The 22,901-nt window shown below is 72.6% G+C and carries 23 protein-coding genes; 13 read left to right on the forward strand and 10 right to left on the reverse strand.

Annotation, left to right across the window (positions count from 1 at the left end; all coding sequences use genetic code 11):
- Positions 1–100: 100 nt before the first annotated feature.
- Positions 101–550, reverse strand: a complete 450-nt coding sequence (locus AC3CF1_RS10625; RefSeq protein WP_088949400.1) for an SAV_6107 family HEPN domain-containing protein — start codon at positions 548–550, stop codon at positions 101–103.
- Between the two features lie 725 nt (positions 551–1,275).
- Between AC3CF1_RS10625 and AC3CF1_RS10630 the strand changes: the two genes are divergently transcribed.
- Genes AC3CF1_RS10630 through AC3CF1_RS10655 form a run of 6 tightly spaced genes read left to right on the forward strand, consistent with a single transcriptional unit; the run spans position 1,276 to position 6,565 of the window.
- Positions 1,276–1,764 (forward strand): YbaK/EbsC family protein, encoded by a 489-nt coding sequence (locus tag AC3CF1_RS10630; RefSeq protein WP_088949401.1) that lies wholly within the window; start codon positions 1,276–1,278, stop codon positions 1,762–1,764.
- On the forward strand, positions 1,761–2,498 hold the full coding sequence (locus tag AC3CF1_RS10635; protein WP_354983518.1) for a monooxygenase: 738 nt from the start codon (positions 1,761–1,763) through the stop codon (positions 2,496–2,498). The genes AC3CF1_RS10630 and AC3CF1_RS10635 overlap by 4 nt, the downstream gene beginning before the upstream one ends.
- Positions 2,495–3,046, forward strand: a complete 552-nt coding sequence (locus AC3CF1_RS10640; protein ID WP_088949403.1) for a GNAT family N-acetyltransferase — start codon at positions 2,495–2,497, stop codon at positions 3,044–3,046. The genes AC3CF1_RS10635 and AC3CF1_RS10640 overlap by 4 nt, the downstream gene beginning before the upstream one ends.
- Positions 3,043–3,942 (forward strand): carotenoid biosynthesis protein, encoded by a 900-nt coding sequence (locus tag AC3CF1_RS10645; protein ID WP_488450317.1) that lies wholly within the window; start codon positions 3,043–3,045, stop codon positions 3,940–3,942. Before AC3CF1_RS10640 ends, AC3CF1_RS10645 begins: the two co-directional genes overlap by 4 nt.
- Positions 3,939–5,066, forward strand: a complete 1,128-nt coding sequence (locus AC3CF1_RS10650; RefSeq protein WP_488450319.1) for a glycosyltransferase family 2 protein — start codon at positions 3,939–3,941, stop codon at positions 5,064–5,066. The genes AC3CF1_RS10645 and AC3CF1_RS10650 overlap by 4 nt, the downstream gene beginning before the upstream one ends.
- Positions 5,067–5,077: 11 nt before the next feature.
- Positions 5,078–6,565, forward strand: coding sequence for a phytoene desaturase family protein (locus AC3CF1_RS10655; RefSeq protein ID WP_488450320.1), 1,488 nt, complete (start codon positions 5,078–5,080; stop codon positions 6,563–6,565).
- A gap of 24 nt (positions 6,566–6,589) precedes the next feature.
- On the opposite strand, the gene AC3CF1_RS10660 is transcribed toward AC3CF1_RS10655, so the two are convergent.
- Together AC3CF1_RS10660 and metF are read right to left on the reverse strand one after the other, a co-directional pair.
- Complete coding sequence (locus AC3CF1_RS10660) at positions 6,590–7,279, reverse strand: CDP-alcohol phosphatidyltransferase family protein (protein WP_088949407.1); 690 nt, start codon at positions 7,277–7,279, stop codon at positions 6,590–6,592.
- 44 nt (positions 7,280–7,323) lie between these two features.
- Positions 7,324–8,241: a methylenetetrahydrofolate reductase [NAD(P)H] gene (metF, locus tag AC3CF1_RS10665; protein WP_088949408.1), complete on the reverse strand. Its 918-nt coding sequence runs from the start codon at positions 8,239–8,241 to the stop codon at positions 7,324–7,326.
- Positions 8,242–8,489: 248 nt separating this feature from the next.
- Between metF and AC3CF1_RS10670 the strand changes: the two genes are divergently transcribed.
- Positions 8,490–8,879 (forward strand): helix-turn-helix domain-containing protein, encoded by a 390-nt coding sequence (locus AC3CF1_RS10670; protein ID WP_488450323.1) that lies wholly within the window; start codon positions 8,490–8,492, stop codon positions 8,877–8,879.
- Positions 8,880–8,888: 9 nt separating this feature from the next.
- The gene (locus tag AC3CF1_RS10675; RefSeq protein WP_088949410.1) at positions 8,889–9,971 is read left to right on the forward strand and encodes a polyprenyl synthetase family protein; all 1,083 of its coding nucleotides are present in this window, start codon (positions 8,889–8,891) and stop codon (positions 9,969–9,971) included.
- Positions 9,972–10,119: 148 nt separating this feature from the next.
- Here AC3CF1_RS10675 and AC3CF1_RS10680 read toward each other — a convergent pair whose 3' ends face one another.
- Positions 10,120–10,509: an Rv2175c family DNA-binding protein gene (locus AC3CF1_RS10680; protein ID WP_355160892.1), complete on the reverse strand. Its 390-nt coding sequence runs from the start codon at positions 10,507–10,509 to the stop codon at positions 10,120–10,122.
- Complete coding sequence (locus AC3CF1_RS10685; RefSeq protein WP_355160893.1) at positions 10,506–10,655, reverse strand: hypothetical protein; 150 nt, start codon at positions 10,653–10,655, stop codon at positions 10,506–10,508. The genes AC3CF1_RS10680 and AC3CF1_RS10685 overlap by 4 nt, the downstream gene beginning before the upstream one ends.
- Positions 10,656–10,697: 42 nt before the next feature.
- Here AC3CF1_RS10685 and pknB point away from each other — a divergent pair, with 42 nt between their 5' ends.
- Positions 10,698–12,683 (forward strand): Stk1 family PASTA domain-containing Ser/Thr kinase, encoded by a 1,986-nt coding sequence (gene pknB, locus AC3CF1_RS10690; protein WP_488450326.1) that lies wholly within the window; start codon positions 10,698–10,700, stop codon positions 12,681–12,683.
- Entirely contained in the window at positions 12,683–13,555 is an 873-nt protein-coding gene (locus AC3CF1_RS10695) for a deoxyribonuclease IV (RefSeq protein WP_354983523.1), read from the forward strand. Before pknB ends, AC3CF1_RS10695 begins: the two co-directional genes overlap by 1 nt.
- A 150-nt stretch (positions 13,556–13,705) precedes the next feature.
- Here the strand turns inward: AC3CF1_RS10695 and AC3CF1_RS10700 are convergent, their stop codons facing one another.
- The 4 genes from AC3CF1_RS10700 to AC3CF1_RS10715 all read right to left on the reverse strand — a co-directional run bounded on the left by AC3CF1_RS10700 (position 13,706) and on the right by AC3CF1_RS10715 (position 18,664).
- Positions 13,706–14,740, reverse strand: a complete 1,035-nt coding sequence (locus AC3CF1_RS10700) for a threonine aldolase family protein (RefSeq protein ID WP_210928768.1) — start codon at positions 14,738–14,740, stop codon at positions 13,706–13,708.
- A gap of 108 nt (positions 14,741–14,848) precedes the next feature.
- A complete protein-coding gene (locus AC3CF1_RS10705; protein WP_088949414.1) occupies positions 14,849–16,255 on the reverse strand; it encodes a class II 3-deoxy-7-phosphoheptulonate synthase in 1,407 nt (468 codons plus the stop codon).
- An 87-nt stretch (positions 16,256–16,342) separates the two neighbouring features.
- Positions 16,343–16,858 carry a nuclear transport factor 2 family protein gene (locus tag AC3CF1_RS10710; RefSeq protein ID WP_210794921.1) on the reverse strand — a complete coding sequence of 172 codons (516 nt, stop codon included), beginning with the start codon at positions 16,856–16,858 and terminating at the stop codon, positions 16,343–16,345.
- Between the two features lie 186 nt (positions 16,859–17,044).
- Entirely contained in the window at positions 17,045–18,664 is a 1,620-nt protein-coding gene (locus tag AC3CF1_RS10715) for a glycosyl hydrolase family 18 protein (protein WP_141910558.1), read from the reverse strand.
- Between the two features lie 168 nt (positions 18,665–18,832).
- On the opposite strand from AC3CF1_RS10715, the gene AC3CF1_RS10720 reads away from it, so the two are divergent.
- Together AC3CF1_RS10720 and AC3CF1_RS10725 are read left to right on the forward strand one after the other, a co-directional pair.
- Complete coding sequence (locus AC3CF1_RS10720; protein ID WP_179780240.1) at positions 18,833–19,321, forward strand: glutathione peroxidase; 489 nt, start codon at positions 18,833–18,835, stop codon at positions 19,319–19,321.
- A 302-nt stretch (positions 19,322–19,623) separates the two neighbouring features.
- Entirely contained in the window at positions 19,624–20,298 is a 675-nt protein-coding gene (locus tag AC3CF1_RS10725) for an NADPH-dependent F420 reductase (protein ID WP_210794927.1), read from the forward strand.
- A gap of 26 nt (positions 20,299–20,324) precedes the next feature.
- Here AC3CF1_RS10725 and AC3CF1_RS10730 read toward each other — a convergent pair whose 3' ends face one another.
- Positions 20,325–21,926 (reverse strand): glycosyltransferase 87 family protein, encoded by a 1,602-nt coding sequence (locus AC3CF1_RS10730; RefSeq protein ID WP_488450330.1) that lies wholly within the window; start codon positions 21,924–21,926, stop codon positions 20,325–20,327.
- A gap of 116 nt (positions 21,927–22,042) precedes the next feature.
- On the opposite strand from AC3CF1_RS10730, the gene AC3CF1_RS10735 reads away from it, so the two are divergent.
- Positions 22,043–22,714: a class I SAM-dependent methyltransferase gene (locus AC3CF1_RS10735; RefSeq protein ID WP_488450332.1), complete on the forward strand. Its 672-nt coding sequence runs from the start codon at positions 22,043–22,045 to the stop codon at positions 22,712–22,714.
- Positions 22,715–22,901 lie beyond the last annotated feature (187 nt).

The following is a 22,901-nucleotide window of genomic DNA, read 5'->3' on the forward strand; positions in this document are numbered from 1 at the left end:
GACCAACTCCCCCGTCGTTGCTGTGGATCAGATCAGGACCGGCACGCCGTGCCACCGGCCGCCCGGCTCCCCCCGCGGGGCGGTCGGTGGCACGGCGGGATCAGGCGGCGAGGCCGTCCAGGGCCGGTTGGTGGGCAACGCCGAGTGCGGTCTCCACCACCGTGACGAACTGTTCGGCGGCACGGAGCAGATCGTCGGCCTCCCGGGCGCTGACCACCCGGGGGATGCCGGCCTCGGCGGCGGCGCGCTTGCTGGCGCCGGCGGCGAAGAACCGGGACCACTCGTCGAGCTCCGGAGCGACGGCGCAGAGGAGGACCCAGACGCTGGTGATCCGGTTGCGTCGGCTCGGCGCGGGTCGGGCACGCGCGGCGAGCAGGGCGGCCGCCGCGCGCAGCGCCGCCAGGTGGGCAGCCGCATAACGCAGACCGTCAGGTCGGGTCTGGCCGGCCTCGACCAGCCCACGCCGGGCCAACGTGAGCAGCTGGGCGGGGGTGCGGTGCGGCAGCACGTGCGCCGGCACCGTCGGTGCCTGAGCCGAGTTGGTCGGCATGGATGTCTCCTCCACATGGCCGAGGCGTCGCCCCGGCACGCTGATGCCGCCGACGAGACGCCGAGGTCGAGTGGTGCGGAGGAAGACGCACCGGGTGTGGCCGGCCGGGTGTGGATGCTTCCCCACACCACACCCGGCCGGCGTACCGGCGGGTTCGTCGCCCGCCGCCCGGGGGTCGTGGGCGGCGAGCGACGATCCTGCCTGTCGGGACCAGGCTCACGACTGCCCGGAAACCCAGGTGCGGCCCGCGGAGCCACACCGCCCGGAGCTGGCGCCGCGAAACGCCGCGCTCCGGCTGGTTGGAACGGGCGTTCGAGGCAATCGAACACTCGTTCTAACTGCTCCTGACAGTACACCTCCCCTCCGACGAAAATGCAACGTGTGACGCGCCAGGCGTGCGTACCGAGCGCGGCGGCTCAGCTCGGCGTCGGATAGTCGGGCGGGTCGGCGGCCGGGACGAGGAACGGGCCGGAGTCGCCCCACGCTGCCAGCGCATCACGTAGTCGCGCAGCCGCTCCGGCGAGATCGACGAGGAAGATCCGTACAACATTAGAGATGTTGCTGCCTCCCGCGCGCCGGAGACAGCAACACCAGGGAAGTTGCGCGGATCTTGGCGCGAAGGTCGGTCACTCACCACGAACGGGACCCGTCGGGCTGGGTCCGATGGGACGGGATGGAACGTGGTCGGCTGAACCCGTCGCCGACTGACCGGGAAGAATGGCGACATGCAGCCACACCCGAACGTACGAGCGGTGCAGGACGCGCTCACCGCCGTCGGCGCGCTCGACGGCACCGGTGAGCCCAGCACGGTCCGCCTGCTTCCCGACGCGGTGCACACCGCCTCGGCGGCCGCCGAGGCGCTCGGCGTCGAGGTAGGCCAGATCGCCAACTCACTGATCTTCGACGCGGACGACGCGCCGCTGCTCGTGCTCACCTCCGGCGCGCACCGGGTCGACACCGCCAGCCTGGCGGCGTCGCTCGGCGTCACCCGGCTGCGCCGCGCCACCCCAGAGTTCGTCCGGACACACACCGGGCAGCCGATCGGCGGTGTCGCCCCACTCGGGCACCCGCACCCGCTGCGCACCCTGGTGGACACGGCGCTGACGGCGTACCCCGAGATCTGGGCCGCGGGTGGCGTACCGCAGGCGGTCTTCCCGACCACCTACACCGAGCTGCTGCGGGTCACCGCCGGCAGCCCGGCCGAGGTGGCGTGAACGCCGCACCGGAGCTCGTCACGCTGCACGTGTGGCGGACCTCCCGCGCCGCGCTGCCCCGGGCGCTGACCCGGATGGCGGTGGACCCACGCCGGTTGCGCTCCCTCCCGGGCGTTCGGTTCGGCAAGCTGCTGGGCACCGGGACCGGCACCGGATTCGGGCCGGGGGACGCCGACCTGACCCGGTGGGCGGCGCTGACCGTCTGGGACTCCCCCGCAGCGGCGGCCGGCTTCGACGACTCGGCGGTCGGGCGTGCCTGGGCGCGCATCGCCCACGCCTCCGCCCGGGTGGACCTGCGCCCACTGACCAGCCGAGGCGAGTGGTCCGGTCAGCAGCCGTTCGGTGACCCGCCGGGTGGCCGGGTCACCGGCCCGGTGCTGGCGCTGACCCGGGCTCGGCTGCGGGTCCACCGGGCAGCCACCTTCTGGCGGGCGATCCCCCCGGTGGCCGCCGCCCTGCGCGACGCGCCCGGGCTGTTGGCCCGGTTCGGGGTCGGTGAGGCGCCCTTGGGTTGGCAGGGCACGGTGAGCGTGTGGCGCGACCCGACGGACCTGGTGGCGTTCGCGTACCGTCACCCGGAGCACCGGGCGGCGATCATGCGAACCCCCACCGAGGGCTGGTACGCCGAGGAGTTGTTCGCCCGGTTCGAGGTGCGCGACGTGGTCGGCGACCGGTCGGTGCTCGGATGGGTCGCCGACGGTGGCCCGGAAACAGTGAAGGGTGGACGGGCATGAGGTTGGTGCGCTGGACGCCGGACGATCTCGTCCGGCGGCTGGACGACGTGGTGACCGTCTACGGCGAGGCGATGGGATACCGCACCGACCTGCTGGAGGCCCGGCGCGGTTACATCGCCACCCACGTCCGCCGGCCGGGTTTCCGGGCGGTCGCCAGCCTGACCAGCGAGGGTCACCTCGCCGGCTTCGGTTACGGCTACCTGGGTGCCTCCGGTCAGTGGTGGCACGACCAGGTGCACCGGGCACTGGACGCCCCGACCCGCCAGCGCTGGCTCACCCACTGCTTCGAGGTGGTCGAGCTGCACGTCCGGCCACCGGCGCAGGGGCACGGTCTGGGCGCCGGCCAACTGCGCGCGCTGCTCGGCATGGCCGAGGGTGACACCACGCTGCTGTCCACCCCGGAGGCCGACGAGCAGACCTCACGGGCCTGGCGGTTGTACCGGCGCTTCGGTTTCGTCGACGTGCTGCGCAACTTCCACTTCCCCGGCGACGAGCGGCCGTTCGGCGTACTCGGTCGGGACCTGCCCCTCGAACCACCGGCGTCATGACCCGACGGATCTCCTGGGCGCTGCTCGCCATCCTGGTGCTCGCCCAGATCTGCTACCCGCTCACCACCGGCGCCACCAGGGCCGGGCTCACCATGGCCACCGTCGTGCTCGGGTGGCTGCTCTCGGTCGGCCACGCGCTGCTCAGCCGGGGCCCTCGGGTGGCGGCGGCGCTGGTCACGGTGGCCACCGGCGGCGGGTTCGCGATCGAGGCGATCGGGGTGGCCACCGGGGTGCCGTTCGGCAGCTACGACTACTCCGGCGAGCTGGGCCCCAAACTGGCCGGAGTGCCGCTGATCATTCCGCTGGCCTGGACCTGGATGGCCTGGCCGGCCTGGCTGGCAGCGGTCCGGCTGACTGGCGGCAGCGCGTCGCGGGCCGGCGGCAGCGGCGCGACGGCCGGCGGCGGCACATCGGGGACCGGCCGCGGTGGGTCGGCGGCCGGGCTGTGGGTACGACGGATCGCGCTGGCCACCGTGGGGCTGGCCGCCTGGGACCTCTTCCTCGATCCGCAGATGGTGGCCGAAGGCTACTGGGTCTGGCGGGACGCCACCCCGGCGTTGCCCGGCCTGCCCGGCATCCCGGTCAGCAACTACCTGGGCTGGCTGCTCTTCGCGGTGCTGATGATGAGCGCGCTGCGCCCGCTGGCCGGGCCGGCCGCCGAGCACACCGATCGGCGGGACCACCCGATGGTCGCGCTCTACCTGTGGACGTACTTCTCCAGCATCCTGGCCCACGCCGTCTTCCTCGACCTGCCCGCCTCGGCGCTCTGGGGCGCCGCCGGCATGTCGGTGACAGCCGTACCGCTGGCGGTGACCCTGCTGCGTGCCCGGCGGGCCCGCGACACCCGCCGGGAGGACCACCAGCCGCACCGGCCCGGCGTCGACGCGACCCGATGACCGTCCTGCTCGCCCTGGTCATCGCCATCGCCGCGTTGACCGGGCACACCTGGCTCAACGCCACCCGCTGGCTGCGCAGGCCCACCGACCGGCCCGACGAGGTCGACGAGCGGGTCGCCGTGCTGCTGCCGCTGCGCGACGAGGCCAACCGGGTCACGCCCTGCCTGCGCGCCCTGCTCGCCCAACGCGGCGTACCCGGGCTGCGCGTCGTGGTCCTCGACGACGGGTCCACCGACGGCACCGCCGACGTGGTCCGCGCGGTGGCCGGCGACGACCCCCGGGTGACGCTTCTCACCGGGGTCGCCCCACCGCCGGGCTGGCTGGGCAAGCCGCACGCCTGCTGGCAACTGGCCACCCGGGCCGACCCGGACGCCACCGCGCTGGTCTTCGTCGACGCCGACGTGGTGCTCGCCCCGCACGCCGTGGCCGCGGCCGTCACCGAGCTGCGTGCCGCCCGCGCGACGCTGCTGTCGCCGTACCCCCGGATCGTGGTGGCGACGGCGGCCGACCGGCTGGTGCAGCCGCTGCTGCAGTGGCTCTGGCTGACCTTCCTGCCGCTGCGCGCGATGGAGCGCTCGTCACGGCCGTCGCTGGCCGCGGCGGGCGGCCAGTTCCTGGTGCTGGACCGGGCCGGCTACACGGCCGCCGGCGGGCACGTCGCGGTCGCCGACAAGATCCTGGAGGACGTCGAGCTGGCCCGGGCGGTCAAGCGGTCCGGTGGGCGGATCGCCCTGGCCGACGGCTCCCGGCTGGCCACCTGCCGGATGTACGACGACTGGCCGCAGCTACGCGACGGATACTCGAAGTCGCTCTGGGCGTCGTTCGGGCACCCGGGAGCGGCGGCGGCCGTGGTGGCGTCGCTGCTGCTGCTCTACACCGCACCGCCGCTGATCGCGCTGGCCGGTGTGGCAACCGGCGCGCCGGGGATGGTCACCGCGGGCCTGGCCGGCTATCTGCTCGGGGTGGCCGGGCGGGTGTTCACCGCCCGGGCGACGGGGGGCCGGTGGTGGCCCGACGCGCTCGCACACCCCGTGTCGGTCGTGGTCCTCGGTTGGCTGACCCTGCGGTCGTACCATCTGCGAAAGCGACGCCGCCTGACCTGGCGGGGTCGCCCGGTCAGCTAGGAGGACGCGGAATGGCGCGGATCGTGGTCGTCGGCGCCGGGGTGGGTGGCCTCGCCACCGCCGCCCGGCTGGCCGCCATCGGGCACCAGGTGACCGTCTTCGAACGGGCCGGCACGGTCGGCGGCAAGCTCGGCCGGTACACGCACGACACCCCGGCAGGGTCGTTCCACTTCGACACCGGGCCGAGCCTGCTCACCCTGCCCGAGGTCTTCCACGACCTGTTCGAGGCGACCGGGGCGAAGCTCGACGAATACCTGGACCTGGTTCCGCTGGACCCGATCGTCCGGCACGTCTTCCCCGGCGGCGGCCCGGCACTGGACTCGTGCGCCGACCCGATGGAGTTCGCCACCCGGATCGGTGCCGCCTTCGGCGACCGGGCGGCAGCCGACTGGCAGCGGCTGTGGCGTCGGGCCGCGCGAGTGTGGAACGCCTCCTCGCGGGACATCCTGCGTCGTACCGTCGACTCCCCCCGCGACCTCGCGTCGCTGGCCTGGCGGGTCGGTGACCTGGCCGCCATCGCCCCGGGCCGCACCCTGCGTGGCCTGGGCCGCCGGCACCTGTCCGACCCGCGGCTGCGGATGATGCTGGACCGGTACGCCACCTACACCGGTGCCGACCCGCGGCGGGCGCCGGCGGCGCTGGTCGCGGTCCCGTACGCCGAGCTGGCCTTCGGTGGCTGGTACCTGCGCGGTGGGCTGGGCACGCTCGCCGACGCGCTGCTCACCCGCTGCCTGGACCTCGGCGTGGTCGTGCAGACCGACGCCACGGTCACCCGGATCGACGCCACCGGTGGCCGGGTGCACGGGGTACGCCTCGCCGGTGTCACCGCGCCGGTGCCCGCCGACGTGGTGGTGGCCAACGTGGACGCTCTCACCGTCTACCGTGACCTGCTGCCGCACCCGCGTCGGCTGGCCGGGCTGACCGACCGCAGCCTCGCCGGCTTCGTGCTGCTGCTCGGCGTCTCCGGCAGCACCGGGCTGGCCCACCACAATGTCTTCTTCCCGCGCGACTATGACGCGGAGTTCAACGCGATCTTCGGCGACCCCGGGCGCGGTATACGGGCCCGGCCGGCGGCCGACCCGACGGTGTTCGTCACAGTGGCCGACGACCCGATGGTCCGCCCGGCCGGACATGAGGCGTGGTTCGTGCTGGTCAACGCCCCTCGGCAGGGCACCGCGGCGGGCGCTGTCGACTGGCGACGGCCGGGACTGGCCGACGCGTACGCCGATCGGGTCCTGGAGGTGCTGGCGCGGCGCGGCATGGACGTGCGCGACCGGCTGCTGTTCCGCGAGGTCCGCACCCCGGCCGACCTGGACGCGGCGACCGGAGCGCCGGGTGGCTCGATCTACGGCACCGCCGGCGGGCTGCTCCGCCCCGCCAACCGGGGCCCGGCCAACGGATTGTGGCTGGTGGGCGGCTCCACCCACCCGGGCGGCGGGTTGCCGATGGTGACCCTCTCCGCGCAGATCGTCGCCGACGAGATCGGCCCCGCCTGGTAGGCGCGGGGCCGCACGCTCCGGGGCTCAGCCGGCGTCGAGCAGCGCGCGGCGGATGGTGGAGAGCAGCTGCCCGAGGCCGAACCCGGCCAACAGCACCCACACCGCGGTCGCCATGGTGATGGTGCCGGCGGCCAGCTCCGGCTCGATCAGCCCGGCCAGCCCCGCGACCAGCAGCCCGGCCAGCGCCACCGAGACCCGGGTGGGACGCTCGCCCACGGTGACCGCGCCGATGTCGCGCATGCCGGCGGCGACCGCCCGGGCTCGGACGTACTCGTGCAGCCAGGACAGCGCGCCACCCGCGACGACCAGCGCGCCCGGCGCGCCGAGCAGCCAGAACGCCAGCAACCACGCCACCTCACCGAGCCGGTCGGCAACCGAGTCGTAGACGTAGCCGAGCCGGGTGGTGCGGCTGGTGGCGACCGCCACCGCACCGTCCACGCTGTCCGCCACGGCGGCGAACAGCACGAACAACGCGCCCAGGAAGGGCCCGTTGCCCGGGCGGGTCACCAGCAACGGTACGCAGAAGCAGAGCAGCACCCCGGCCACTGTGACCGCGGTCGGGCTGACCCGCAGCCGGCCCAGCACATAGCCGACGTGGTACGCGAATCGCAGCCAGGCGCGGACCACCGGGGCCGCGACCCGAGGGTCGAACCCGCCGTGCAACCGCGCCCACGCCGTGGCGTACTGATCCCAGTTCAGCTGTGTGCCCACCACGGATCAACCGTCGTGCCGGGCATCAGGTGTCGCAGAAGCAACGTTCACACCCGCGCGCCAGCCTTCAGGTTCTGCCAGACCTCGCGCGTGGCCGTGGACCGGTTGAGGGTGATGAAGTGGATCCCGGGCACACCCTCGTCCAGCAGTCGACGGCACATCTCGCTGGCCTGCTCGACGCCGAGCCGGCGGACGGCCTCCGGGTCGTCGGCGACACGCTCGAAGCGGGCCGCCAGCGCCGGCGGGAAGGGTGCGCCGGACAACTGCACGGACCGCTCGATGGTGCCGATCTGGGTCACCGGCATCACCCCGGCCAGGATCGGGGTGTCGCAGCCGGCGGCGGCCACCCGGTCACGCAGCCGCAGGTAGTCGTCGGCGTCGAAGAACATCTGCGTGATCGCGAACTCCGCGCCGGCACGGCACTTGCGGACGAACTGCGCGGTGTCGCTGGCCACGTCGGGCGAGCGGGGATGCTTGTACGGGAAGGCGGCCACGCCGACGCTGAAGTCGCCGGCATCGCGCACCAGGCGGACCAGGTCCTCGGCGTAGTCCACGCCCTCCGGGTGGCGGATCCACTCACCGCCCGGGTTGCCCGGCGGGTCCCCGCGGACCGCCAGCACGTTGCGCACTCCCACCCCGGCTAGCCGGCCGATCACGTGCCGCAGTTCGGCGACGGAGTGGTCGACAGCGGTCAGGTGGGCCATCGGCAGCAGTGTGGTGTCGGTGGCGATCCGTTCGGTCACCGCCACCGTGGTGTCCCGGGTCGACCCGCCCGCGCCGTACGTGATCGACACGAACGACGGGCGCAGTGACTCCAGCTCGCGGATGGCCTGCCAGAGCAGCCGCTCCCCGGCGTCGGTCTTGGGTGGGAAGAACTCGAACGAGAAGGTCGGCTGGCGCTCACGGATGAGCTCCCCGATCGCCGGTTGCGGATTGGGGAGGACCGAAGGAAGACCGAGCGCCACGACCCGACTCTAGCTGGCGACGCCACCACGACCCAGGCGCTTCCCACCCGGTGACCCGTGCCGCCCCGCGCGTCCCGGCGCGGTGGGCGCACGGGTGTCGTACCCCCGGGGTAGGAATGGGTGGCGTGGGAGGGGCGGCGGGGGCGGCTCCGGGGTTCCGCGCGGGGGTCAGCAACCGAGCGGTGACGCCGGTCCCGGCCGGTCGGCCGGGCGGGTCGTCACCACACCGACGCCCGCCAGGAGGACCCGTGACCCCACCCGCAGTGCCGCGCCCCGCGCAGCTCGGGCCACTGCTGGCCCGCTGCCGGCTGGCCCGCGGCTGGAGCCAGCAGCGCGCCGCCGCCGAGTTGTGTGCCGCTTCCGGAGTGCCGACGCTGAGCCGGCATGAGGTGTCCCGCTGGGAACGACAGCGCCGCGTGCCCGGCGGTTTCTGGCTCGGCTGGCTCGCCGTCGTCCTGGACGTGCCGCTGGTGACGCTCGCCGAGGCCGCCGCAGCCACCCGTCGGGCCGGCTCGACAGGAGCCGCCGGTCCGGGCCGCACCGCACGGGCCGGCGCGCCACCGGCGGGCCGCACCGGTCCGGGCCGCACCGGCGGGACTACGCGTGGCGGGAGAGCGCGGGTCAGGACGACCCGCTAGCGTCGGGGAGTGACCCAAGCTGCTCCCGTGTCTCCCGTCGACCGCGCCGGCCTGCGCCAGCGCGTCGACAAGGCCCTCACCGAATTCCTCGCTGGTCAACGGGGCCGGCTCGCCGCCGTGGATGACGCCCTCGCCCCGGTGGCCGAGGCGATCGAGGCTTTCGTGCTTGGCGGCGGCAAGCGGCTGCGTCCGGCATTCGCATACTGGGGGTTCCGGGGCGCTGGCGGGGTGGACGGCGACCAGGTGGTCACCGCCCTGGCCGCGCTGGAGTTCGTCCAGGCCAGCGCCCTGATCCACGACGACCTGATGGACCGCTCCGACACTCGCCGCGGCGAGCCCGCGGTGCACCGGCGGTTCGCCGCGCGGCACCGGCAGTCCGGCTGGGGCGGCGACCCGGACGGCTTCGGCGACGCCGCGGCCCTCCTGCTCGGCGATCTCTGCCTGGTCTGGTCCGACGAGCTGCTGCACTCCTCGGGCCTGGATCTCCAGGCGTTGGCCCGGGCTCGGCCGGTCTTCGACGAGATGCGCACCGAGGTCACCGTCGGTCAGTACCTCGACGTGTTGACGCAGGCCACCGGGGACACCTCGGTGGAACGCGCCAGCAAGGTCGCCCGCTACAAGTCCGCGAAATACACGGTCGAGCGTCCGCTGCTGCTCGGCGCCGCGCTGGCCGACGCGACGGCCGACGTGCGGACGGCCTACTCGGCGTACGGGCTGCCGCTGGGCGAGGCGTTCCAGCTCCGCGACGACGTGCTGGGGGTCTTCGGTGACCCGGCGCTGACCGGTAAGCCGGCCGGGGACGACCTGCGGGAGGGCAAGCGCACCTTCCTCGTGGCGGCGGCCGGGGAGGCAACCGACGACGCGGGCCGCGAGCTGCTGTTCAGCCGGCTCGGCGACCCGGAGCTGGACGAGCAGGGGGTGGCCCGGCTCCACGAGCTGATCACGGCGAGCGGAGCTCTCGCCCGCACCGAGCAGCGGATCGTCACGCTCACCGACGCCGCGCTGGCCGCCCTGACCGCCGTCGACCTCGACACCGAGGCCCGCCAAGCCCTGGTGGACCTGGCCATAGCCGCAACCCGCCGAGCCGACTAACCCACCCCCCCCCCGCTCCTCTCCCCCGGCCCCCGGGCCCACTCTCCCCCCGGTCGATCATGAAGTTAGCGGCGTCCACGACGGCGTGTCGCGCCGCTAACTTCATGATCGACGGGGTGGGTGGGGGCCCTGGGGGGTGGGGGTGGGGTTAGAAGGCTTGGGCTTGGGCTCTGCGCTTCACCTCGCGGGCCTGGTCGCCCGACAGGGCGGCTGCGGCGGTGGCGCCGGGGAGCGTGTCGTCCGGCTCGTAGAGCCAGCGCAGGGCGGCCTCGTCGTCGTAGCCGTTGTCGGAGAGCAGGTTGAGCACGCCGGGCAGGTGCTTGAGCACTGTCTCGTTGGCCACCAGGTCCACCGGGATCCGGCGGACGCCGTCGCGGCGGACCGCCAGCAACTCCCGGTCACGGATCATCTGGTGCACCTTGCTGATCGACACGTCGAGGCGCTCGGCGACGTCGGGCAGGGTCAGCCAACCGGCCGGGTCGGTGGGTCCGGCGAGCTCCGGGCCGGGGACGGCCTGGTCGGGTACGGGTTCGGTCACCCGACCACCCTGCCACGTCGTCGCCGCGACGAGCCACCGGCACCCCGGACGACCGATCGGCGCCCGGTCCCGTCCGCGTCGCTGACCAGCGGGTGAGTGGCGGCGAGCGCGGCGGGACGTTCCAGTTCGGCGTACGGCTGTAGCATCCTGTTCATCCTTCACCCCCTGGACACATAGACTCCCTGCCGATGGACACTCAGGTCGCCGACACGTTGCTGGGCTCGCTGATCGACGGGCGCTACCGCATTCGCGGTCGCGTGGCCCGTGGTGGCATGGCGACCGTGTACACCGCCACCGACGAGCGCCTCGAGCGCACCGTCGCAGTCAAGATCATTCATCCGACCCAGGCGCCGGAGGCCCGAGCCCGGATCGCCAACTTCGTGGCCCGGTTCACCGACGAGGCGAAGACCATCGCCCGGTTGACCCACCCGAACGTGGTGGCGGTCTACGACCAGGGCACCCACGCCGGTCTGCCGTACCTGGTGATGGAGTACGTCCGCGGTCGCACGCTGCGCGACGTGCTGGCCGAGCGTCGCCGGCTCAACTCGGACGAGGCGCTGGCCATCGTCGAGCAGATGCTCGCCGCGATCGCCGCCGCGCACCGGTCCGGTCTGGTGCACCGCGACGTCAAGCCGGAGAACGTGCTGGTCGCCGAGGCACCCACCGGCGGCGTGGCCAACCTGGTCGACAGCGTCGTCAAGGTGGCCGACTTCGGGCTGGCCCGGGCGGTCGAGGCGAGCGCCGACGAGGAGCAGGGCAACCAGCTGATGGCCACCGTGGCGTACGTCGCCCCGGAGCTGGTCACCGAGGGCCGTGCCGATCCACGTACCGACGTCTACTCGGCCGGCATCGTGCTGTTCGAGATGCTCACCGGCCGCGTGCCCTACGACGGGGACCGCCCGGTGGACGTCGCCTGGCAGCACGTCGACCGGGACGTGCCGGCACCCTCGACGCTGGTGCCCGGCCTGCCGTCGGTCCTCGACGACCTGGTGCAGCGGGCGACTCGGCGCGATCCCGACGCCCGGCCCGCCGACGCCGGCGCGCTGCTGACCGAGGTGCAGGCCGCCCGGGATCGCCTGGGCGACGCCAACAGCCACACCGCCGTGCTCCGCCCGGTGAGCGGCGAGCCACTCTCTCAACCGACCATGGTGGTCGCGACGGTCCGCCCTCCTGCCCGCCCGTCCTGGGCGCGGCTGCCCGAGGGTGCCAGCAGCCAGGGGCCGGGTCGACGTCGGGCCGCTCCGGAGCCCGCGGACAGCCTGGGGTCCCGACTCGCAGCGCTGCGCAACACCCTGATGGCGAGCCAACGCGGCCGGCTGGCCGTCGCGGCCGTGGTGGTGACGCTGGGCCTGGTGGCCGCGATCGGTGGCTGGTGGTTCGGTGTCGGTCGTTACACGGATGCCCCGCAGCTGGTGAGCTTGAGCAAGGCCGAGGCGCAGGCGCAGGCCGACCGTGCCGGGCTCACCCTGAAGTACGGTGAGCCGCGCTTCGACGAGCAGGCCCCGAAGGACAGCGTGCTGGCGCAGAGCCCGGCGTCCGCCACCAGGATCGTCAAGGGTGACGCGATCACCCTGACCCTCTCCCTCGGCCCGGAGCGTTTCGCCGTGCCGGACGTGATCGGCAAGGAGTTCGAGCTTGCCGAGGCGGACCTGGTCAACGTGAAGCTGGTGGTGGCCAAGGGAGCCTCCCGCTACGACGACAGCCTGCCGTCCGGGGTTGTGCTGGACACCTCCCCCAAGGTGGGCAGCGAGGTCAAACCCGGCGCGAAGATCACCCTCATTGTGAGCCGGGGCAGGGCGCCGGTGTCGGTGCCGAACCTGGTCGGAAAGAGCCTGACCGAGGCCCGGACCATTCTGGCCCAGCTCAACCTGGTGCTGGTGCCGACCTACAAGGACTCCGACAAGCCCAGGGACGAGATCCTCGGCCAGAGCCCAGCCGATGGCGCCGGCGTGGAAAAGGGCACCCAGGTCAAGCTGGACGTCAGCAAGGGCCCGCCGGCGATCGTCGTGCCCCGGGTGATCGACCTGCCGTGTCAGCAGGCCAAGCAGGCGTTGGAGAGCCAGGGCTTCCCGGTGACCGTCGTGGTCAACCCGAACGCCGTGGTCCGGATCCAGGTCCCGGGCGAGAATTCGCAGGTGCCGCCGGGCACCCCGGTCACCCTCACGTGCTTCTGATGCCGGCGGTCACCTCGCGTCCGGTGGGCGCGCACACTCCGACCTCCGGTGGGCTGGCCAAGGCCGCCCTGCCGTACGCCGACGCGACGGGCGCCCAGGTGGTGCAGGTCTACGTCTCCAACTCGCGGGGTTGGGCGCTGCCCAACGGTGACCCCGTGCAGGACGCCCTGTTCCGCGACGGCTGCGCCGAGCGGGGCATTCCGGCGTTCATCCACGCCTCGCTGCTGGTCAACCTCGGCTCGCCCACCCCGGCCACTGTCGAGAAGTCGGCACAGACGCTGGCGCACGCGTTGCGTCGGGGCGTGGCGATCGGTGCTCAGGCGGTGGTGTTCCACGCCGGCAGTTCGGTGGACGAGGGGTACGCCGAGGCGGCGATGCGACAGGTCCGCGAGGAGTTGCTGCCGCTGCTCGACTGGGCCGCCGAAGCCGGCGGGCCGATGCTGCTGGTCGAGCCGAGCGCGGGCGGTGGTCGGTCACTGGCCTCCCGGGTGGAGCAGCTCGGGCCCTACCTCGACGCGGTGGACCGGCACCCCATGCTCGGGGTCTGCTTCGACACCTGCCACGCCTGGGCGGCCGGTCACGACCTGGCGGCCGAGGGCGGCATGACGGCGACCCTGGACACGCTGGTGGCCACGGTCGGTGCGGACCGGCTGCGGCTGGTCCACGCCAACGACTCGAAGGATCTGTGCGGCTCCACCCGGGACCGGCACGAGAACATCGGCAAGGGCACCATCGGCGAGCCCGCCTTCGCCGAGCTGATGACCCACCCCGCCACCGCCGGCGTCCCCTTCGTCGTGGAGACCCCGAGCGAGAAGCAGATCGGCCACGCCGCCGACATAACAACGCTAACCCGCCTAACCCCTGCCCTCTGATCCCGCCCACCCCTGGCCCCACCCCTGACCTCACCTCGGTGATCAAGAGGTTTGCGTCATCCGGAGGCCGGAATCTGACGCGAACCTCTTGATCACCAGGTCGTGGGAGGGCACCGGATCACCGGGTCGTGCGAGGGCGCCGGCCGGAGGTCAGGACGCGGCGAGGATGCGGGGCAGGGCCGCGACCGCGCGGTCGATGGCCGCGTCGTCGAGGCCCAGGTGGGTGACCAGGCGGGCGGTGCGGGGGCCGAGCACCGAGATGAGTACGCCCTCGGCCCGCGCCGCGGCGGCCAGGGCCCGCGCGTCCAGGGTGTGCTTGGTGAGATCCAACGCGACCAGGTTGGTGCGCACCGTGGTCGCCAGCACGCCGAACGGCGCGACCGCCTCGGCGAGCCGGGCCGCCTTCGCGTGGTCGTCGGCCAGCCGGTCGACGTGGTGCGCGAGCGCGTACCGGCCGGCCGCGGCGAGGATGCCGGCCTGACGCATGCCGCCGCCCATCCGCTTACGGATCATCCGAGCTCGCTCGATCTTGTCCGCGCTGCCCACCACCAGCGAGCCGACCGGCGCGCCGAGGCCCTTGGAGAGGCACACCGACAGCGTGTCGAACAGCCGGCCGTACTCGATCAGGGGCACCCCGTCCGCGACGTGCGCGTGCCAGATCCGAGCACCGTCGCAGTGCAACGCGACACCCGCGTCGTCGGCGACCCCCCGCAGATCCCGCAGGGTGGCCAGCGGAATCACGCCGCCACCGCCCCGGTTGTGGGTCTGCTCGACGGCGATCGCGCGGGTCGGAACGGCGAAGTAGCCGTCCGGCCGGATCATCCCGGCCACCACCTCCGGGTCGATGTCCGCGCCCACCGCAGGCCAGGTCCGCGAAGAGATCCCGCCGTACGCGGCCGCCGCGCCGATCTCGTACGTGACCACGTGCGCGTCCGCGTCGCAGAGCAGCTCGTCGCCGGGCGACACCAGCAGTTGCAGGGCGATCTGGTTGGCCATCGACCCGCTCGGGGCGAACAGCGCCGCCTCGTGCCCGAACAACGCGGCGACCTCGGCCTCCAGCGCGTTGACGCTCGGGTCCTCGCCGTAGACGTCGTCACCGACCTCGGCGGTGGCCATCGCCTCCCGCATCCCGGCGGTGGGCCGGGTCACCGTGTCGGAACGCAGGTCCACGAACAGATCAGCCATGATCATCCCTTCGGCTGCCGACTGCGGGGCTCGCAAGCTCACTCCTCGCGTCAGCCACTGTTGTCCTTTCGGCTGCCGACTGCGGGGCTCGCAAGCTCACTCCTCGCGTCAGCCACGGAGCATCTCCGCTACGAGGAACGCCAACTCCAACGACTGCTGGGTGTTCAGTCGCGGGTCGCAGGCGGTCTCGTACCGGTCGGGCAGGTCAAGGTCCTCGATGCCCTGGGCGCCGCCCAGGCACTCGGTGACGTCCTCACCGGTCAGCTCGACGTGCAGCCCACCGGGGTGGGTGTCCAGCCCCCGGTGCACCTCGAAGTAGCCGAGCACCTCGTCGACGATGCGGTCGAAGTGCCGGGTCTTGTAGCCGTTGGACGACTCGTGCGTGTTGCCGTGCATCGGGTCGCACTGCCAGACCACCTTGGCGCCGGCGGCGGTGACCTTGGCGACGATCGGCGGCAGCGCGTCGCGTACCCGGTGGTTGCCCATCCGGCTGATCAAGGTGAGCCGCCCGGGGATGTTGTCCGGGTTGAGCTTCTCGCACAGCTCGATCGCCTCGTCCGGGGACGTGGTCGGGCCGAGCTTGACGCCGATCGGGTTGGCGATGCGGGAGATGAAGTCGATGTGCGCACCACTGATCTGCCGGGTGCGCTCGCCGATCCAGAGGAAGTGCCCGGAGAGCCCGTACGCCCGACGGTCGGAGACCCGGGTGAGCGCCCGGTCGTACTCCAGGGCCAGAGCCTCGTGGGAGCAGTAGAGCGTGACCGTACGCAGGGCCTCGTCGTCGGTCATCCCGCAGGCCCGGATGAACGCCAGCGCCCGGTCGATCTCCCGAGCGATCGCCTCGTAGCGCTCCCCCGCCGGGGAGTTCTTCACGAAGCCCTTGTTCCAGTCGTGCACCGCGTGCAGGTCGGCGAGCCCACCGGCGAGGTACGCCCGGAGCATGTTCATCGCCGCCGCCGAGTTGGCGTACGCCCGGATCATGCGCTGCGGGTCGGCGACCCGCGCGGCCGGGTCGGCCTCCAGCGAATTGATCATGTCGCCGCGGTACGCGGGCAGGCCCCGCGCGTCGGTGGGCAGCGAGCGGGGCTTGGTGTACTGCCCGGCCACCCGGGCGACCTTGACCACCGGCAGGGACGCGCCGTAGGTGAGCACGATCGCCATCTGGAGCAGTGTGCGGGCGTTGGCCAGCAGGTGGCTCTCGGTGTTGTCGACGAACGTCTCGGCGCAGTCACCGCCCTGGAGCAGGAACGCCTTGCCCTCGCAGACCAGGGCGAGCTTCTGCCGGAGCTGGTCCACCTCGTAGGGCGCGACGACCGACGGCACGGTGTCGAGGACCTTGCAGACCGCCGCGACGGCGGCCGGGTCGGACCACGGTGGGACCTGCTCGCGGGGCAGATCCCGCCATCGGTCCAGCCCGAGCGCGGCGTCCTCGGCGGAGTCGACTGTCGGTCGGCTGGTCTGCAGGCCCGGGCTGCTCACCGCGGGATGGCTCAGCTGATGCCACTCATGGCGCATGACAGAAAGCGTACGGCGACCGTCGGGGTGACCGGGCGGCGAGGGGGACGGTTCCGGCAGATGGGAGATCAACCCGCCCGGCGCCGGTCAGGACGCGGGGGTGGGGGCGACGCCGGTCGGGGGCGCTTTGGCACCCGGCGGGCCGGTGGGCGCCTCTCCGGCGATGCACCAGTCGCTGCCGTCGCGGGTCACGGTGAACACCAGCGGACGGGTGACGGTGCGCTTGCCGGCGGTGACCGAGACCGAGACGCTGACCTCCTGCCCGAGCGGACCGGACCGGATGTCCGTGATGGCCGCCTCCGGCACCTGGAAGTGGTCGGCGAAGTCACCGTTGGGCCCGGTGGCACCCAGGTCGAAGCCGTCGTGCAGGAGAGCGCAGAGCTGGCTGCGGCCGGCGGCGACGTCCTTCGCAGTCATCGCGTCGAGGTACGCCTGCACGCGCTCGCGGGAGCGGGCGGCGGCCTCCTCGGCGGGGGCCCGCGCGGGCTTGGGCGTGGGCTCGGCCTTGGTGTCGTCGCCGCCGATCCCGCAGCCGACCAGGGCGACCGGCAGCAGCACCAGCCCGGCGGCGGTTGCCGCCAGCCTGCGGTGGGTCGGGCGCATGACCACCTCCGTCGCCGGTGCCATCGAGATCGAGACGTGCCGAGCCGCGAGTCTGCCACATCGAGCTGGGCCAGCCCAATGACGGCGGCCCGGCCGACGCTGGGCGCCGGCCGGGCCGTGGTGTCACGGGCGGGGAGGGACGGTGCGGGCCCCTCCCCGCCGTGTGGGTGTTGCGCCGGCATCGGCTCAGCCGAGACCGCCCTTGATGGCGCCGATGAGCTCGCCGTTGCTGGTGTCACCGGAGAGCTCCCAGAAGAACGCGCCACCGAGGCCCTGGTTGTTCGCGTACGTCATCTTGCCGTTGATGGTCGACGGGGTGTCGTAGCTCCACCAGTTGCTGCCGCACTTGGCGTATGCGGTGCCGGCGATGGTGCCGGTGGTCGGGCAGGTGTTCTTGAGGACCTTGTAGTCCTCGATGCCCGCCTCGTAGGTGCCCGGTGCCGCTCCGGTGGCACTGCCACCCGGTGCGGCCTGGGTGACGCCGGTCCAGCCGCGACCGTAGAAGCCGATGCCGAGCAGCAGCTTGTTGGCCGGGACGCCCTTGCTCTTGAGCTTCTGGATCGCCGCGTCGGAGTTGAAGCCCTGCTGCGGGATGCCGGTGTACGAGGTGAGCGGGGAGTGCGGTGCCGTCGGACCCTGCGCGGCGAAGGCCCCGAAGTAGTCGTAGGTCATCGGCATCAGCCAGTTGAGGTTGCCGATGGCGCCGGCGTAGTCGGTGGCGTCGATCTTGCCGCCGTTGCTGCCGTCCGCGGTGATGGCGGCGGTGACCAGAGCGCTGGACCCGAACTTCGACCGCAGCGCGCTGATCACGTTCTTGAACGCGTTCGGGCCGCTGGTGTCACAGGTCAGACCGCAGGCGTTCGGGTACTCCCAGTCGACGTCGATGCCGTCGAAGACGTCCGCCCAGCGCGGGTCCTCGACCAGGTTGTGGCAGCTCTCGGCGAACGCGGCCGGGTTCTGCGCGGCCTGGGTGAAGCCGCCGGACCAGGTCCAGCCGCCGAACGACCAGATCACCTTGAGGTGCGGGTTCATCTGCTTGAGCTTGCGCAGCTGGTTGAAGCTGCCCCGCAACGGCTGGTCCCAGGTGTCGGCGACGCCGTCCACGCTCTCCGCCGCCGTGTACGCCTTCTCGTAGTCGGCGTAGGTGTCGCCGATGGAACAGCGGCCACCGGTGGTGTTGCCGAAGGCGTACAGGATGTGGGTCAGCTTGGCGGCCGAGCCGCTGGTCTGGATGTTCTTGACGTGGTAGCCGCGGTTGTAGACGCCCCACTCGGCGAAGTAGCCGACGACCTTCTTGCCACCGGGAGGCGGCGTGGTCGGCGGCGGCGTGGTGGGCGGGGGCGTGGTGGGTGGCGTCGTGGTCGGCGGCGTGGTCGTGGGTGGCGTGGTGGTCGGCGGCGGCGTTCCGCCGCCGCACGCGGCACCGTTGATGGTGCAGTTCAGCGGCGCCTTGTAGGCGCCGGTGCCGTTGTAGCCCCAGCTGAACGAGGCACCGGGCGCGATGCCGCCGGCCCAGCTCTTCTTGACCGCGACGTAGTGGTTGCCGCTGCTGGTGACGTCGGCGTCCCAGGCGCTGCTGATGGTGGTGCCCGACGGTAGGTCGAACTCGATGCGCCAGGTGCTGATGGCGGCACTTGATCCGTTGGTGACGGTCACCCTCGTCTCGTGACCGGTCCCCCAGTCCTGTGCCCTGGTGAACGTGGTGGTGACCGTGCCGGCGCCGAAGGCAGTCGTCACCGGTACCGCAGCGACGGTCACGGCGACCACGGCACCGGCCCAGAGGGCCCGGCGGAGCGATCTTTTCATGAGGCGTCTCCCGAACTGTTAGGAAACTTTCCAAAAGCGATGGTGAGACGGTACTCACGGCGTCATCACTTCGTCAAGATGTGCATGTTTCGATTTCCTCTGGTGCATGGAGTGCACCCGTCGGGCCCGTCCCCCGGCCGCTCGGCGCCCGGCGCGTAACCTCGGCCCATGACCGTCTTCGACATCCCGATCGACGCCCTCAACGGTGGACCCGCCGACCTGGCCCGCTACCGCGGCAAGGCGTTGCTGGTCGTCAACGTGGCCTCCCGCTGCGGCCTCACCCCGCAGTACGCCGGCCTCCAGACGCTCGCGGACACCTACGCCGACCGTGGCCTGGTGGTGCTCGGCGTGCCGTGCAACCAGTTCGCCGGGCAGGAGCCGGGCAGCGCCGCCGAGATCAGCGACTTCTGCCAGGTCAATTACGGGGTGACCTTCCCGCTGACCGAGAAGGTCGACGTCAACGGGCCCGACCGGCACCCGCTCTACGCCGCGCTGGTGGACACCCCGGACGCCGACGGGCACACCGGTGACGTCCGGTGGAACTTCGAGAAGTTCCTGGTGGCCCCGGACGGCACGGTCGCCGCCCGCTTCGCCCCCACGGTCACCCCCGAGTCCACCGACCTCCAGGCAGCAGTCGACAAGGTCCTCCCCGCCTGAGAGCGGTGATCAAGAGGTTTGCGTCAGCCCGGGGTCGGTTTCCGACGCAAACCTCTTGATCAACACCTCTGAGGGCGGCGCGACGGTCCGGGTCACCGGAGAGTGGCACGTCACCGGAGAGCCGGTCAGCGACGAGCGTGAGCAGTACGTTGTGCAGGACGGGCTCGCGGCTCAGCCAGGCACCCGCCGTGACGGCGAAGGTCGCGAGGTCCTCGACGAGACAGCGCATGCCCGGCAGTCTGCGCAGCCGATCGACACCGGGCAACCGGAATGCCTCGCGGGTGGACGGAGTTGGATCAAACATGACAACTGTGGGACTGATCGGCAGTGGCAACATCGGCGGCACCCTGGCCCGGCTGGCGGTGGACGCCGGCTACGACGTGGTGCTGAGCAACTCGCGGGGCCCGGAGACGCTGAAGGACCTCGTCGACGAGCTGGGCGAGCACGCCAGCGCCGGCACGGCACAGGATGCGGCGCAGGTCGGCGACCTGGTGGTGGTCACCGTGCCGCTGAAGGCGTACCGCGCCGTGCCCGTCGAGCCGCTGGCTGGCAAGGTCGTCATCGACACCAACAACTACTACCCGCAGCGCGACGGGGCCTTCCCGGAGCTGGACTCGGGCGAGACCACCAGCAGCGAACTGCTCCAGCGGCACCTGCCGGACTCGCGGGTCGTCAAGGTCTTCAACAACATCTACTACAAGGGCCTGGCCGAGCTTCCCCGCCCGTCCGGTGCGGCCGACCGCAGCGCCATCGCCATCGCCGGCGACGACGCCGCCGCGAAGGCCGAGGTGACAGCCTTCCTGGACCGGATCGGCTACGACGCGGTGGATGTGGGCCCGCTGGCCGAGGGGTGGCGCTACCAGCCGGACACCCCGGCGTACGGCACGATCTACGCCGCCACGCCGACCGACTGGGAGCACCCGGCACCGGGTGACGCCGAGAAGTTGCGCGCCGCCCTGGCCGCCGCGACCCGCTGAGCTCCGCCGCCGCCCTCCCCGATCACCTACCGGGTGGTCGTACGGAGGGCGGCTGCGAGTTCCTCGTCGTAGCTGGCGATCGGCTGACCGTCCGAGGCGTACGCGACGAGCCGCCCCTGCGCCATGTTCGCCGAGCGGAACGAGAACGTCCGGCTACCCGGGTACGCGTCGAGCAGCGGGATGGCCCGGGGCGCCCCGCCGGGCGCGGAGAAGTATTCCAGGCGGGTCACCTGCGGGGAGACCACGCCGTTGACCCGTACCTTGGTCTTCTCGGCGCGGGTGCCGAAGGTGACCGGCGCGTCGGTGCCGTAGGCGGCGCACTCGACCGGGCCACGGCACACGAAGAAGTATCGCGGGTTGACCACGTCGTCGAGGGCGTACGCCTTGAAGGTGGGGTCCGCCCCGGCGGGCAGCGGCTGCACGGCGAAGAACGCGACCGCCACCGTTGCCGTGACACCCACCCGCAACCAACCCCGCCCGCCGGCAGGCCGGCGAGCCGTTCGGGTGGCGGCGACCGCGACGCCGCCGAAGCCGACCAGGCACAGCAGGCACACCCCGATCGCGCGGGCGTTCTCGAAGAGGAACTGCACGCCCGGCCGTGCCGACACCGGGCTGAGGACCGCACCCAACGAGACGACCATCGCGGCGAGCAGCGCCACGCCGGCGGCGCGCTGGGCGACGCCGGACGCGCCGATCAGCAGCATCGCGGCGAGCACCGGCCACACCTGGTGGTGGGTCCAGGACACCGGGGACGCGGCGACGGTCGCGCAGCCGACCAGCACGGCCGCGTGCCCCGGACGGCCCTCCACCGTCAACTGTCGGGCCCGCAGCAGCGCCGCCGCGCACACGAGCGCCACCAGACCGGCCCAGAGCAGGGGCAGTGTCGCCTCGTCGACGCCGACGCGCAGCAACATCCCGTGCACTGACTGATTGCCCAGCGAGGCGAGGTTGCCGATCCGCGAGGTCTGCCGCACGGCCTCGGTCCAGTATGTCCAACTCTCCGCCGGCAACACCACCGCGGCGAGAGCCGCGCAGGCCAGGAAGGTCGCCACCGCGCGCCCGGCGTCGCGATAGCGGCCCGTGGCGAGGAAGTAGACCACGAACAGCAGCGGCGTCAGCTTGATCGCCGCGGCGACCCCCACCAACATCCCGCGCAGCCGGGGCGGGACGACGCCCATCCCGTCGAGCAGGGCCATCAGCACGATGAAGATGCTGACCTGACCGAAGCGCAGATTGCTCTGCACCGGCGCGGACAGCATCAGCACCGTGGCGGCCACCGCCACCACGAGCGGTCGCCGGGACTGCCGGGTCGTCAACGCGACACCGACCGCACCGGCGACGGCGACGACCGCCGCGCACGTCGCCACCAGCCAGATCCCCTGGAGTACGCCCTCACTCACGGCGGTGATCGGACCCAGCACGAGTGCCGCGAACGGCGGGTACGTGAATGGCCCACCGTTGGCCGCCTTGAACTCGTACAGCGGGCGACCGGCGTGCAGATCGGACAGTGCGCCGTAGTAGATGTGCAGGTCCGAGAGGCGGTCATCGCGGCGCAGCACGAGCACGCAGGACACCAGCGCGACGACGACGAAGGCCGTCCACACCAGCGCCACCCGGCGATCCCGCATCGATCGAGGATAAGCGAGCACGACCGTCCGCGGCGGCCCGTAGTGGCAGACGCCGGCACGTCTGCCCTCGGAAGAACGGGCATGGCGTGGGCGGCTCCGATTCCTAGCATCGACGGATGGGAACGACGAGCACACCGGCGTACGACGCCCACGCGGACTGGTACGAGGGCTTCATCTCGGGCGGGGGTGACTATCTCCGCCGGGTGCACGCCACCGTGGAGGACCTGCTCGGCCCAGGCGAGGGTGTCTGCCTAGACATCTGCTGCGGCACCGGTGCGCACGCGACCGTACCCGGCGGTCTGGGTTGGACGCCGATGGGCGTGGACCTGTCCGGAGGGCAGTTGCGGCACGCGAGCGGGCGGTTGCCGGTGACGCGGGGCGACGCGACCGCCCTGCCGTTCGTCGACGCGTCGCTGCCAGCCGCGATGTGCGTGCTGGCCAGCACCGACATGCCCGACTACCCGGCCATGCTGCGCGAGGTCGCCCGCGTGCTGCGCCCCGGGGGTCGCTTCGTGCACGTGGGCGTGCACCCGTGCTTCGTGGGCGCGTTCGCCGACTGGGGTCGGCATCCGAGCGTCGTCGTCGATGAGCGATACGCCGACCGGTCGCGCAGCTTCGACAGTTGGAACACCAGCGGCGTCCGGGTACGGCTCGGCGCCTGGCACCTCCCTCTCGCCGACCTGGTCAACGCGACAGTGGCGGCCGGTCTCCGGCTGCTCCGGGTCGCCGAGGCAGGCCCAGGAGGAGTTCCCGACCTGTTGGGCCTCCTCGCCGTCCGAGAGGGGTGACGACAGGTCGCCCCTCTCGCGCCCACGTCGAAGAGCCAAGATCCGCGCAGGTTCGGGGAAGTTGCTGCCTCAACACGGAACGAGGCAGCAACTTCGCCGAAGTTGCGCGGATCTTGGGAGGGGGTGCGGGGCGAGGGCGACGGGCGGAGCGGGGCGGCGGCGGGGGCGGTGGCGGCCGGACAGCGGC

The sequence above is a fragment of the Micromonospora sp. MGP-C2 genome, assembly GCF_057766525.1.